The organism is Streptomyces sporangiiformans (assembly GCF_005768555.2).
GTDB classification, from domain to species: domain Bacteria; phylum Actinomycetota; class Actinomycetes; order Streptomycetales; family Streptomycetaceae; genus Streptomyces; species Streptomyces sporangiiformans.
This window is the reverse complement of the sequence record NZ_VCHX02000282.1, coordinates 1-12,463: the sequence shown is the minus strand read 5'-3', so window position 1 is coordinate 12,463 and position 12,463 is coordinate 1. Positions and strand designations below refer to the sequence as shown.

Annotated in this window: 9 protein-coding genes and 1 pseudogene; 5 read left to right on the top strand and 5 right to left on the bottom strand. The window is 71.0% G+C overall.

Going from position 1 to position 12,463, the window contains the following annotated elements; translation table 11 throughout:
- Window positions 1-153: 153 nt before the first annotated feature.
- From FGD71_RS36390 to FGD71_RS36370, 5 genes are read right to left on the bottom strand one after another with little or no spacing between them, the layout of a single operon-like run.
- Window positions 154-1,464, bottom strand: coding sequence for a DUF58 domain-containing protein (locus tag FGD71_RS36390; RefSeq protein WP_119104817.1), 1,311 nt, complete (start codon window positions 1,462-1,464; stop codon window positions 154-156).
- On the bottom strand, window positions 1,464-2,453 hold the full coding sequence (locus tag FGD71_RS36385) for an AAA family ATPase (protein WP_119104816.1): 990 nt from the start codon (window positions 2,451-2,453) through the stop codon (window positions 1,464-1,466). Before FGD71_RS36385 ends, FGD71_RS36390 begins: the two co-directional genes overlap by 1 nt.
- Window positions 2,453-3,646 carry a DUF4350 domain-containing protein gene (locus FGD71_RS36380; RefSeq protein WP_119104815.1) on the bottom strand — a complete coding sequence of 398 codons (1,194 nt, stop codon included), beginning with the start codon at window positions 3,644-3,646 and terminating at the stop codon, window positions 2,453-2,455. The genes FGD71_RS36385 and FGD71_RS36380 overlap by 1 nt, the downstream gene beginning before the upstream one ends.
- Window positions 3,643-4,389: a DUF4129 domain-containing protein gene (locus FGD71_RS36375; RefSeq protein WP_119104814.1), complete on the bottom strand. Its 747-nt coding sequence runs from the start codon at window positions 4,387-4,389 to the stop codon at window positions 3,643-3,645. Before FGD71_RS36375 ends, FGD71_RS36380 begins: the two co-directional genes overlap by 4 nt.
- A 4-nt stretch (window positions 4,390-4,393) precedes the next feature.
- Window positions 4,394-5,803, bottom strand: coding sequence for a DUF7847 domain-containing protein (locus FGD71_RS36370; RefSeq protein ID WP_119104813.1), 1,410 nt, complete (start codon window positions 5,801-5,803; stop codon window positions 4,394-4,396).
- 140 nt (window positions 5,804-5,943) lie between these two features.
- Here FGD71_RS36370 and mtnA point away from each other — a divergent pair, with 140 nt between their 5' ends.
- The 5 genes and pseudogenes from mtnA to FGD71_RS36345 form a co-directional block, all read left to right on the top strand.
- On the top strand, window positions 5,944-7,107 hold the full coding sequence (gene mtnA / locus FGD71_RS36365) for an S-methyl-5-thioribose-1-phosphate isomerase (protein ID WP_119104812.1): 1,164 nt from the start codon (window positions 5,944-5,946) through the stop codon (window positions 7,105-7,107).
- A 241-nt stretch (window positions 7,108-7,348) separates the two neighbouring features.
- Entirely contained in the window at window positions 7,349-8,038 is a 690-nt protein-coding gene (mtrA, locus tag FGD71_RS36360; protein WP_187281934.1) for a two-component system response regulator MtrA, read from the top strand.
- A gap of 1 nt (window position 8,039) precedes the next feature.
- Window positions 8,040-10,002, top strand: a pseudogene (mtrB, locus tag FGD71_RS36355) (MtrAB system histidine kinase MtrB); the annotation flags it as partial.
- Window positions 10,003-10,119: 117 nt separating this feature from the next.
- Entirely contained in the window at window positions 10,120-11,955 is a 1,836-nt protein-coding gene (locus FGD71_RS36350) for an LpqB family beta-propeller domain-containing protein (RefSeq protein WP_119104810.1), read from the top strand.
- 96 nt (window positions 11,956-12,051) lie between these two features.
- A partial coding sequence (locus FGD71_RS36345; protein ID WP_140936039.1) for a ComF family protein occupies window positions 12,052-12,463 on the top strand: 412 nt, incomplete at its 3' end.

Here is a 12,463-nt window from a genome sequence, read left to right as displayed (position 1 = left end):
TTTCAGCGCCGATGGTACTGCAGGGGGGACCCTGTGGGAGAGTAGGACGCCGCCGAACTAATTGTAGAGAAATCCCCCGTGCCTTTCGGCACGGGGGATTTTTGCGTTCGAGGGAACTTTTTCTACGGCCCAGCCTCTTTAAAGACGTCCTCTTTAAAGACGCCCCGCTGCCTTGAGAGCCAGATAGGCGTCTGCCAAAGCCGGTGGCAGATCGTTCGGTGTCGCGTCCACGACGGTGACGCCACGGCGGGTGAGCTGCTCGGCCGTGCGATGGCGTTCTGCTTGGGCCTGGGCCGCGGCGGCCGCCTCGTACACGGATTCGGTGTTTCCCCGAGCTGTGGCCATGCGCTCAATGTGGGGGTCGGTCACCGAAGCGACCAGGACCGTGTGGCGCTGGGTGAGACGGGAGAGTACGGGCATCAGCCCTTCCTCGATGGGGGCCGCATCAAGACTGGTGAGGAGCACAATCAGTGAGCGACGCGGGGCCGTGCGGAGAGCGGTGGCGGTGAGACCGCGCGCGTCCGTTTCGATGAGCTCCGGTTCGAGGCGTGCCATGGCGTTGACCAGAGACGGAAGAACGTCGCCTGCGGATCGTCCCTGCACCAGGGCACGGACGCGGCGGTCGTATGCGAGAAGATCCACGCGGTCGCCGGCTCGGGAGGCGAGGGCAGCCAGGAGCAGGGCCGCGTCCATGGAGGCGTCGAGGCGGGGGATGTCGCCCACGCGGCCGGCCGACGTGCGGCCCGTGTCGAGGACCAGAAGGATGTGGCGGTCGCGTTCTGGGCGCCAGGTGCGTACGGCGACCGTGGTCTGGCGGGCGGTGGCGCGCCAGTCGATGGAGCGGGTGTCGTCGCCGGGTACGTACTCGCGGAGGCTGTCGAATTCCGTGCCCTCGCCGCGGGTCAGGACGCTGGTGCGGCCGTCGAGTTCGCGCAGTCGTGCCAGCTTGGAAGGAAGGTGCTTTCGGCTGGTGAACGGGGGGAGGACTCGTACGGTCCAGGGGACCTTGTGGCTGCCCTGGCGAGTGAAAAGGCCGAGGGGGCCGTACGAGCGGATGGTGACGCGGTCGGCTTGGCGGTCGCCTCGGCGCGTGGGGCGCAAGCGGGTCGTGACGCGTCGGCGTTCACCCGGGGGGACCGTCAGTTGGTGACGTGATGCGGCGACTTCTGTGCCGGGCTGCCAGCTGCTGGGGGGCCAGGCGTCGCGGATGCGGGCTCGCAGGGGGCGGCCGGAGGGGTTGGTGACGGTGAGGGTGACGTCTGCGGCTTCGCCGAGCCGTACCGAGGTGTCACCGGAGCGCGTCAGACCGAGGCGGCGTACGGGCGCGGCCAGGGCGCAGTCGCAGGCGCAGGCGAGGGCCAGGGGGATGTTCACGGCGAGGATCCCCGTCCAGCTGGGTTCCCAGATGCCGACGGGGAGGGTGCCGAGGGCCGCCAGCAATGCGGCGCGTCCAGTGAGTGCCATCAGCGGGGTACGGGGACGTGGGCGAGGATCGCGTTGATCACGGAGTCCGCCGTGACGCCTTCCATCTCAGCCTCGGGGCGAAGTTGTACCCGGTGGCGGAGCGTGGGGAGCGCGAGGGCCTTTACGTCGTCGGGGATGACGTAGTCGCGGCCGGTCAGCCACGCCCAGGCGCGAGCGGTGGCCAGGAGCGCCGTCGCGCCGCGCGGGGAGACGCCGAGCGTGAGGGACGGCGATTCGCGGGTGGCTCGGCAGATGTCCACCACGTAGCCGGTGATCTCGGGGGAGACCACGGTCTTGGCTACGGCCGCACGGGCGGCTTCCAGGGCGGCGGGGCCCGCTACGGGGCGTACTCCGGCGGCGCGCAGGTCGCGCGGATTGAAGCCTTGGGCGTGGCGGGTGAGGACGTCGATCTCGTCCTGTCGGGAGGGCAGCGGGATCGTCAGCTTGAGGAGGAAACGGTCCAGCTGGGCTTCAGGGAGGGGATAGGTGCCCTCGTATTCGACGGGGTTCTGGGTCGCGGCGACCAGGAAGGGTTCGGGCAGGGGGCGGGGGGTGCCGTCGACCGTGACCTGGCGTTCCTCCATCGCTTCCAGGAGCGAGGACTGCGTCTTGGGCGGGGTGCGGTTGATCTCGTCGGCGAGAAGGAGGTTCGTGAAGACAGGGCCGGGCTGGAAGGAGAACTCGGCGGTGCGGGTGTCGTAGACGAGGGAGCCCGTGACATCGCTGGGCATCAGGTCCGGCGTGAACTGGACGCGCTTCGTCTCGAGTTCGAGTGCGGATGCGAGGGCCCGGACGAGCAACGTTTTGGCTACCCCAGGGACTCCTTCCAGTAGGACGTGTCCGCGGCAGAGGAGGGCGACGACGAGGCCGGTCACGGCGGGGTCCTGGCCGACCACGGCTTTGGCGATCTCGGCGCGCAGGGCTTCCAGGGATGCCCGGGCGGCGCCCGGATCCCCGGCGTACCCGGCGTTGTCAGTGGTCGGGTCCATCATGAACGGCGTACCTCTCTTTCGAGGGCGTCGAGTTGGTCGGCGAGTGCGATGAGGGCCGCGTCGTCGCGGGGCGGCGGCCCGAAGAGGAGGGAGTGCAGGGCCTGTCCGTCCCCGCGGAGGTGAGCGGACAGGGCGGGGAGCAGGGCTTCGGGCGCGTGCGCCTGGGCGGGGGTTACGCCGACGAGGGGAGCGAGGCGGGTGCGCGTGGTGGAGCGCAGGGCCGCCGAGGCGCGGTCGCGGGCGTTGGACTTGCGGTAGAGGCGGGCGCGGCCCTCGACGGTCTCGGAGGCGCGGATCGCGACGGGAAGCCGTTCGGGGACGAGCGGGCCGAGGCGGCGGGCGCGCCAGAGGGCGGCCAGGGCTGCGGCGATGAAGAGCTGCAGCGTGCCCCAGAGCCAGCCGGAGGGGATCAGGTCGAAGAAGCTGCGGTCACCGGAGTCGGTGGCCGTGTCGTCGGAGAGCGAGGGGAGGTACCAGACCAAGTGGGGGCGGGAACCGAGCAGTTGGAGGGCGAGCGAGGCGTTGCCCTGCTCGTCGAGGCGATCGTTGTAGAGGATGTCGGGGGCGCCGACCACGACGGTGTCACCGTCACCCTTGGCCGCCGGTACGCGCAGCAGGGTGGGCAGGCCATCGCTGCTGTAGCAGGAGTCGGCGTCGGGCGCGGTGGTGGTGTAGCGGATACCGCCCGTGTCGGCCGTGCCCGCTCGCTCGGCGGCGGGCAGGGCGCAGTCGGGGGAGAGCGTGGAGTCGTAGCTGGGGGTGGGATCGGCGGTGACCCCCGGGGCGAGCGTACCGATGGACGGGGCGCCGGGCGCGACGAGGACGGTGCGGCCGCCGGAGTTCGTGAACGCCGAGTGCAGTCGGCTCTGCTGGCGGTCCGTCAGCAGGTCCGGGTTGGCGACCAGGAGAGTCGTGTCGGGTCCGGCCGCGTTGCGCGCGTCGTCCAGGCTGGTGACCACCTGCGTGGATACGTCGCGGTCGGCGAGGAGTTCGGCGACGGCGCGGCTGCCGTAGGCGTCGGCGGAGCGTGGGTCGAGGCGGCCGTGCTGAGCGTCGGAGCGGACCGTGGCGATGGCGATGGCGGCCGCCAGGAGAATCACGAGCGCGAGAACGACACCGCGCGCGCGGGTCCACACCTGACGGGTCGTGGGGGAGACCGAGGTGGACGGGCGAGTGGCCTCCGTGGTCATTCGGCGGCCCCCTGGCGGGTGCTGTGCGCCGTGCTCTGGGTGCTGCTCGCGAGGACCGGCTTGGTGCGTTCCAGGTCGCGGTCGAGTTCCGTGAGGCGGTCGTACGTCTGCGGAGTGGCGGCTCGTCCGCCGTACGTCACGTCGTCGAAGTCCCGGGCCGCGGCGCGCAGTCGGTCCGTCTGGGAGGGGAGCGTGCGGCCCGCTTCGGCGGCTGCCTCATCGGCGGTGCGGCCCGGGCGGGGGTCGAGCAGGGCGCGTTCTTCCAGTGAGCGGACGACGGCCCGCATCCGTTCCTGGACGGCTTGGTTCCAGTGGCCCTGGGCGGCGTGGCTCTCGGCGGCCGCGCGGTGCTCGGCGGCGCTGCGCGGCCGGTCGTCGAAGAGCGGGGCGGCCGATGTGAGGCCGCGGCGCGGCGTGCCGAGCCGCCACCAGAGGGCTCCGATGAGGGCCACGGCTGCCAACGCGATGACGAGGAGGCCCAGTGTGCCGCCCGGCGTTGCGGAAGAGGCGGCGTTGAACAGGTCGTCGACCCAGTTCCAGAAGGCGTCCAGGGCGCGCTGGAGCAGGCTGGGGTCGTTCTCGTGGTACATGCGCTTGGACAGTTCACGCTCGGCCGCCTCCCGCGCGGGGTCACGCGGGATCGTCACCGGTGGTTCGTCGCCGGAGCGCGGCAGCCCCAGTACGGCTGCGGCACCGGAGTGCGGCGGCGCGAGGACCGCTGTGAGAACTCCCCCCGGCCTCACCGCATCAGCTCCCCGGAGTGGCGCCGGAGCCGTAGCCCTGGACCCCGGCGGCGCGGGCCAGGTCCAGGTCGAGAGCCTCGCGGCGGATGCGCTGGTCGATGTAGAGGAGCACGGTGACGCCCGCGGTGATCGGGAACGTGAGCATCGATCCGATCACCGCGCCCACCCCGCTGACGATGAGGAACGTCCAGCCGAGGTCGCCCGCGGCGCTGTTGAGGAATCCGGTGGCACCGTCGCCGCTCACGGCGGCGGCGAGGAAGGCGAAGGGGATCACGATGATCGAGGCGACGATGTTCGCGATGATCGTGGCGAGCAGCTGGATGCCGAAGACACGCCACCACGAGCCGCGCACCAGCTTCGCGGAGCGGCTCAGCGACTTCCCGATGCTCTGCTTCTCCAGCATCAGGGCGGGCGAGGCCAGCGAGAAGCGGACCATCAGCCAAATCGCGACGATGCCCGCGCCCATGCCGCCGAGGACGGCGAGAGCGACACCGCCGTCGCCTCCGCCGGCGAGGGTGATGAGAACACCGGGCAGGGTGCCTATGGCGGCGATCGTGACGCCGATGAGCGGGAGCAGGAAGGTCAGGCCGAAGAGTTTCGCCAGCTGGGGCCGGGCGTCGCGCCAGGCCTCGGCGGTGGTCACCGCCCTGCCGAGCACGGCGCGGCTGGTCACGGTCGTGAGCAGGGCCGTCGCGACGATGGTGCCCAGCAGCGTGATCAGCAGAATGGCGCCGGAGCTCAGCAGGGTGTCACCCAGGGCGCGGCTGAGTTCGCCGACGGTGGCGCTCGGGTCGTTGAGGGCTTCGGTGCTGGCGCTGTCGTCCAGGACGAAGCCCTGGAGCAGGACCACGAGGATCTCGGTGAACACCGCGACGGCCAGCGAGATGCCCAGGACCGTGCGCCAGTGGGCACGCATGGTCGACACAGCGCCGTCGAGGATTTCGCCGACACCGAGCGGGCGGAGCGGGATCACACCGGGCTTGGCAGCGGGCGGAGGGCCGCCCCAGCCGCCTCCCCAGCCCGGGTAGCCGCCGGGGCCGGCGCCGTGACCGCTGCCGTACCCGCCGGGGCCGCCGTACCCACCATGGCCGCCGTATCCGCCGGGGCCTCCTGGACCGCCGGGAGGCTGACCGCCCCAGCCCTGGCCGGGTGGAGGTGGCGGTGGGGGCGGGGCCTGGGCCGGGCCGCCCTGAGCGCCGCCTGGAGCGGACCACTGGGCGGGCGGCGGCTGCTCCTTGGACCACTTCGAGCCTGGGCCGGACGGGCCGGGGCCGGGCTGAGTCGGCTGGTCCTCAGGTTCTGGGGTGGCAGGTCGGTCCGCGGGCTCGGCCGGGCCGGAAGCGTTCGGCTCCTGACCGTTCTGCCCGTCGGAGGGGGCAGATCCGGGCGATGCCCAGCCCGGAGTGTCTTTCATCGTCGCTCCTTCACGGTGCCCGTCCGCGGTCGCGGCGGCAGGTTGGCAGCCATCGTGCCATGGTGTGGCCTGGAAGTGACCGGCCGTCGTATGGGCTGCACACCTTCAATTGTCTGCCTGGTACCAGGCAGACTGGACAGATGGCTGATCAGTACGCGCAATCCCCCGAGGAGAACCGGCCCACCGAGATACCGGCGATCCGGTGGGACGAGCCACCGGAAGGTCCCGTACTGGTCCTTCTCGACCAGACGAGGTTGCCGGCCGAGGAGGTCGAGCTGGTGTGCACCGACGCGCCCGCGCTGGTGGAGGCGATCCGTTCGCTCGCTGTGCGCGGGGCGCCGCTGCTCGGCATCGCCGGGGCGTACGGGGTCGCGCTCGCCGCCGCGCGAGGGTTCGAGGTGGACGACGCCGCCGACGCGCTGGCGAGCGCACGTCCCACCGCGGTGAACCTCTCGCACGGTGTGCGCAGGGCCCAGGCGGCCCACCGTGCGGCCCTGGTGGCCGGCGGTGACCAGAAGCAGGCCGCCGAGGCCGCGCTCGCTGCCGCGCGCGCCCTCCACCAGGAGGACGCCGAGGCCAGCGCCCGCATGGCCGAGCACGGTCTGGCGCTGCTGGACGAACTGCTGCCCGGCGGCAACCACCGGATCCTGACGCACTGCAACACCGGGGCGTTGGTGTCCGGCGGGGAGGGCACGGCGTTCGCTGTGGCGCTCGCCGCGCACCGGGTCGGGCGGCTGCGCAGGCTGTGGGTGGACGAGACGCGGCCGTTGCTGCAGGGTGCTCGGCTGACGGCGTACGAGGCGGCGCGCAGTGGGATGGCGTACACGTTGCTCACGGACAACGCGGCAGGCTCGCTGTTCTCGGCGGGGGAAGTGGACGCGGTGCTGATCGGGGCGGACCGGATCGCCGCCGACGGTTCGGTGGCGAACAAGGTGGGGAGCTATCCGCTCGCGGTGCTGGCCCGGTACCACCATGTGCCGTTCATCGTGGTGGCGCCCGTGACGACGGTGGACCCGGACACCTCGGACGGAGCGTCCATCGAAGTTGAGCAGCGCGCCGGCCATGAGGTGACGGAGCTCACAGCACCGCAAGTGCCGGTGGCGGGAGCGGAAGCGGGAGGCGGGATTCCGGTGGCACCTCTGGGGACCCAGGCGTACAACCCGGCGTTCGACGTGACGCCGCCCGAGCTGGTGACGGCGATCGTCACCGAGGAGGGTGCCGTGTCGCCTGTCACCACGGAGGCCCTCGCGGAGCTGTGCGCCAGGTCACGCCGCGTAACGGGCGGGCAGGTCGATCATTCGTGATCGATGGCTGCGCACAGCACGGCGATGGCGGGCCGCCGCCCAGTAACCGGCGGCCCGGCATGCCCGGCAGTGCTCCTGGACGGCCCGCCGCATGGGCAGATTGACCAGGAATGCCCTGGCTCACATCCGTTACTGACTTCGATGGCCACGAACACAGACAGGCACCGGCGACTACGTACGACTATCGTCACAGGTCAGTGACCTACCTCACCGCTGCCCTCGTCACTGTTATGAGAATGGGATGATGTCGTTTATGAAGGGACGAGTCCTTGTCGTCGATGACGACACCGCACTGGCCGAGATGCTCGGCATTGTGCTGCGTGGTGAAGGTTTTGAGCCGTCTTTCGTAGCCGACGGCGACAAGGCGCTGGCTGCTTTCCGCGAGGCCAAACCCGATCTGGTGCTGCTCGATCTGATGCTGCCGGGCCGGGACGGTATCGAGGTGTGCCGTCTGATCAGGGCGGAGTCCGGGGTACCGATCGTGATGCTCACGGCCAAGAGCGACACCGTCGATGTCGTGGTCGGGCTGGAGTCGGGCGCCGACGACTACATCGTGAAGCCGTTCAAGCCGAAGGAGCTGGTGGCGCGTATCCGGGCGCGGCTGCGGAGGTCGGAGGAGCCGGCACCCGAGCAGCTCGCGATCGGCGACCTTGTCATCGACGTGGCCGGTCACTCCGTGAAGCGTGAGGGGCAGTCGATCGCGCTGACGCCCCTGGAGTTCGACCTGCTGGTGGCGCTGGCCCGAAAGCCGTGGCAGGTGTTCACGCGTGAAGTGCTCCTGGAGCAGGTGTGGGGCTACCGGCACGCGGCCGACACCCGCCTTGTCAATGTTCATGTGCAGCGGCTGCGCTCGAAGGTCGAGAAGGACCCGGAGCGTCCGGAAATCGTGGTGACGGTCCGTGGCGTCGGATACAAGGCCGGACCGAGCTGACATGTCCCGGGACAGTGCCGCTGCGCCGCCCGGCCAGCCGGGTCCCCGCGCGGGGCGGTCTGTCGGCCGGAAGACGCCGGGCCCCTTGTGGGCCCGGTTCCTTGAGGGCGGGCTGCTGCAGGGCGGAGTCCAGGGCAGCCCGGTCCTGAGGCTGTTCATGCGCTGGGTGCGCCGCCCGCTGCTGCCCGTCATGCGGCTGTGGCGCCGCAACATCCAGCTCAAGGTCGTCGTCACGACCCTGCTGATGTCGCTGGGCGTCGTACTGCTGCTGGGCTTCGTCGTCATCGGACAGGTGCGCAACGGCCTGCTGGACGCCAAGGTGAAGGCCTCGCAGAGCCAGGCCACGGGCGGATTCGGCGTGGCCAAGCAGAGGGCGGACGCAGCCGCGAGCGCCGGTGGCGAGGACGGCTCGGGCACGGACGGACGGCCTGTCCAGAACATCAGCGCGTGGCTGAGCGACCTCGTGGAGGCCCTCTCCAGTGGCGGCCAAGGCGCCTTCGACGTGGTCACGCTCAGCTCCAGCGCGGTCGGCGGCAGCGACAGCGGAGGGCGAGGGCCTCGTTCCTCGGGTGGTGTCGATCCTGCGACGAGCGTGCCCGAGGATCTGCGCCGCCGGATCGACGAGAGCATGCTCCCCGCCCAGAGCTACACCCGCATCGTCTACACGGCCGGCCAGGATTCCCAGCCCGGCCTGGTCATCGGCAAGCAGGTCAACGACCCGAACGGGGACCCGTACCAGCTGTACTACCTCTTCCCGCTCACCCAGGAGGAGAAGTCGCTCAGCCTGGTCAAGGGGACGCTCGCGACGGCCGGCCTGTTCGTCGTGGTGTTGCTCGGGGCCATCGCCTGGCTCGTGGTGCGCCAGGTCGTCACGCCCGTCCGGATGGCCGCGGGGATCGCCGAGCGGCTGTCCGCCGGGCGCCTCCAGGAACGTATGAAGGTCACCGGAGAGGACGACATCGCGCGGCTCGGTGAGGCCTTCAACAAGATGGCGCAGAACCTTCACTTGAAGATCCAGCAGCTGGAGGACCTGTCGCGGATGCAGCGGCGGTTCGTGTCCGACGTGTCGCATGAGCTGCGCACGCCGCTGACGACCGTCCGGATGGCCGCCGACGTCATTCACGAGGCGCGGGTGGACTTCGATCCGGTGACCGCGCGATCGGCGGAGCTCCTCGCGGACCAGCTGGACCGGTTCGAGTCGCTGCTCGCCGACCTGCTGGAGATCAGCCGGTTCGACGCGGGCGCGGCGGCTCTGGAGGCCGAGCCGATAGACCTGCGCGAGGTCGTACGCAGGGTGGTGAGCGGCGCTGAGCCGCTCGCCGAGCGAAAGGGCACGCAGATAAGGGTCGTCGGCGATCAGCAGGCTGTGGTCGCGGAGGCCGACGCGCGGCGTGTGGAGCGGGTGCTGCGGAATCTCGTGGTCAACGCCGTGGAGCATGGCGAGGGCAAGGACGTGGTGGTCAAGCTCGCCGCGGCGGGCGGTGCGGTCGCGGTCGCGGTGCGCGACTACGGAGTGGGACTCAAGCCCGGTGAGGCGACCCGTGTGTTCAGCCGCTTCTGGCGGGCCGACCCGGCACGCGCGCGTACCACCGGCGGTACGGGGCTGGGGCTGTCCATCGCCCTGGAGGACGCGCGGCTGCACGGGGGCTGGCTGCAGGCGTGGGGTGAGCCGGGCGGCGGATCGCAGTTCCGGCTGACCCTGCCGCGGACCGCCGACGAGCCGCTGAGGGGATCGCCGATACCCCTGGAGCCCAAGGACTCGCGGCGCAACCGCGGGCTGAACGACGCGGGGCTGCCGCTCGGCGGTACGCAGAAGTTGGCGACGGTGCCCGCACAGCAGACCGGTGAGCGCGCCGTGCCGCCGATGTCGCCTCGGACGCCGTCGGCCACCAGACTGGCGGGGGCGGTGGATCCGACGGCGCTGCCGGGCAACGGCGCGCGTGTGGTGCCGCGCCCCACGGCGGACGTGCGGGGCGCGGCCACGGCATCGGATGAGCGTGGTGAGCCCGGGGACACGTCCTCCGAGGGCGGCCCGGGGGGCGACGAGGAGCCGGATCAGTTGAAGCAAGGGGAGGAAACTCGTGGGCGCTGACCGCAATCGGAGCGGCCGACGGCTTCCGATGCGGGTGGTGGCGTACATCGGCTGTGGATCCGTACTGCTGACCGGGTGCGCCTCGATGCCGGACAACGGAGACCTGCGTGATGTCGAGGCCTCGCAGCGACCGGACGCCCAGGTCCGGGTCTTCGCGATGCCGCCGCGGGAGAACGCCCAGCCCGAGGAGATCGTGCAGGGCTTCCTCGAGGCGCTGACCAGCGACGACCCGAAGTTCGAGACGGCTCGTCAGTATCTGACCGAGGACGCCTCGAAGGGCTGGCACCCCTCCCTTTCGACCACGGTGCTCGCGGACGGGCCGAACGCCGTGTCGGAGCGCCCCGGGAGCAGAGAGATAACCGGCGACTACGCGTACGCCCTGACCGGTGAGAAGGTCGCCGAAGTGGACAAGCAGCTCGCGTACGAGCCCGCTGAAGGGACGTACCGCGAGACGGTGCACCTCACCGAGCAGAAGGGGGCGGACGGCACCAAGCAGTGGCGCATCGACAGGCTGCCGCAGGGCGTGGTGCTGGGCAAGTCCGACTTCCAGCGCCACTACGTCTCCGTCAACAAGTACTACTTCGCGGCCAATTCGCCGGCCGCGGACCAAGCCAGGACCGTGGCCGATCCCGTCTATGTGCGCGCGCAGGTCGATCCGGTGACGCACATGGTCAGGGCGCTCCTGAAGGGGCCCACCAAGTGGCTCGCGCGGGCGGTCAGGTCGAAGTTCCCCGACGGTGTGGCGTTGCGGAAGAGCGTCAAGACGCTCACGCCCGACGACCAGAACAGCCTGGCGGTGCCGCTGAACAAGAAGGCCGATGGCATCGGGCAGTCTCAGTGCACGGAGATGGCGGCTCAGATCCTCTTCACCCTGCAGGACCTGACGCCCACGGGCATCGATGAGGTGGAGCTGCAGCGCTCGGACGGCTCGCAGTTGTGTGTGCTCCGTGAGGACCGGGCCGAGACGATCGCCTCGCACGCCGGAAAGAGTGTCGAGTACGAGTACTTCATCGACGGCGAGCGTCGGCTCGTACGGATACCGGCCGGCAGCGATCAGGAGCCGGTTCCGGTGCCCGGTGCGCTCGGCGACGGCGGCAAGGCACTGCGGACGGCGGCGGTGTCCCGGGACGAGGAGAGCGCGGCCGGGGTGTCGCTCGACGGGCGTTCGCTGTACGTCGGGTCGCTCGCGTCGGGCGGTTCGCTCGGCGATCCCGTGCTGAAGAGCAAGGCCAAGTCGGAGGACGACGGGCTGGCGACGCCCAGTTGGGACGCCAACGACGATCTGTGGGTGGCCGACCGCGACCCCAAGAACCCCCGGCTCCTGATGCTGCAGAAGGGTATGGGCGAGCCGGTGGCGGTCAGGACGCCCGGGATCGAGGGGCGCATCGAGGCGGTGCGGGTGGGCGCCGACGGGGTGCGGATCGCGCTGATCGTGCAGAAGGACGGCAAGACCTCGCTGCTCATCGGACGGATCGAGCGGCGAACCGGGTCCGGCGGACAGCCGATCGTCACGATCCATGAACCTCGTTCCGTGGCGCCGCAGTTGGAGAAGGTCACCGCCATGTCCTGGGCCGGGGACAGCCGCCTGGTCGTGGTCGGGCAGGAAAAGGGCGGTGTGCAGCAGATTCGATACGTCCAGGTCGACGGCTCCGCACCGGTCGGCGCGGCACCCTCGGCGCTCACCGGGGTGAAGGAGATCGCCGCCTCCGAGGACGAACGGCTGCCGCTGGTGGCGCACTCGGAGGACGGGATCGTGCGGCTCTCGTCCGGTTCGCAGTGGCAGAAGGTGGTCAAGACGGGGACTTCGCCGGTCTATCCGGGATAGCCGTCCGTCAGCGGCCTGACGGTTGCGCCCAGTTGTCCAGAGGGAGTTATCCACAGGGCTTGGCCGGCCGGCTCAGGCGTTGGCACAGTGGTGGGCATGCGCGGGTGGTGGCAAAACCTCACCGATCTGGTGCTGCCGACCGAATGCGGAGGCTGCGGGAGGCCTCGCGCGGTGCTCTGCCCGGAGTGCCGTGCCGCTCTGGTGGGTGCCGCACCGCGCCGGGTGCGACCGGTGCCCGAGCCGCCGGGGCTGCCTGTGGTCTACGCGGCGGCTCCGTATGAGGACGAGGTGCGGGCGGCGCTCCTCGCCCACAAGGAACGGGGTGCGCTGATGCTCGCCGGGCCGCTGGGAGAGGCGCTCGCGGGTGCCGTGCGGGCGGGGCTCACGTCCGGTGGCGTGCCACCCGCAGCGCCGGTGCTGCTCGCTCCCGTGCCCTCCGCGCGGCGGGCGGTGCGGGCGCGGGGGCACGACCCGGCGCGGCGGATCGCGCTCGCGGCGGCGGGTGAGT

Bases quoted from the DNA above. Each gene is read 5' to 3' on its own strand.
- FGD71_RS36390 (WP_119104817.1), bottom strand. From the start codon at position 1,464: ATGGCACTCACTGGACGCGCCGCATTGCTGGCGGCCCTCGGCACCCTC.
- FGD71_RS36385 (WP_119104816.1), bottom strand. From the start codon at position 2,453: ATGGACCCGACCACTGACAACGCCGGGTACGCCGGGGATCCGGGCGCC.
- FGD71_RS36380 (WP_119104815.1), bottom strand. From the start codon at position 3,646: ATGACCACGGAGGCCACTCGCCCGTCCACCTCGGTCTCCCCCACGACC.
- FGD71_RS36370 (WP_119104813.1), bottom strand. From the start codon at position 5,803: ATGAAAGACACTCCGGGCTGGGCATCGCCCGGATCTGCCCCCTCCGAC.
- mtnA (WP_119104812.1), top strand. From the start codon at position 5,944: ATGGCTGATCAGTACGCGCAATCCCCCGAGGAGAACCGGCCCACCGAG.
- mtrA (WP_187281934.1), top strand. From the start codon at position 7,349: ATGATGTCGTTTATGAAGGGACGAGTCCTTGTCGTCGATGACGACACC.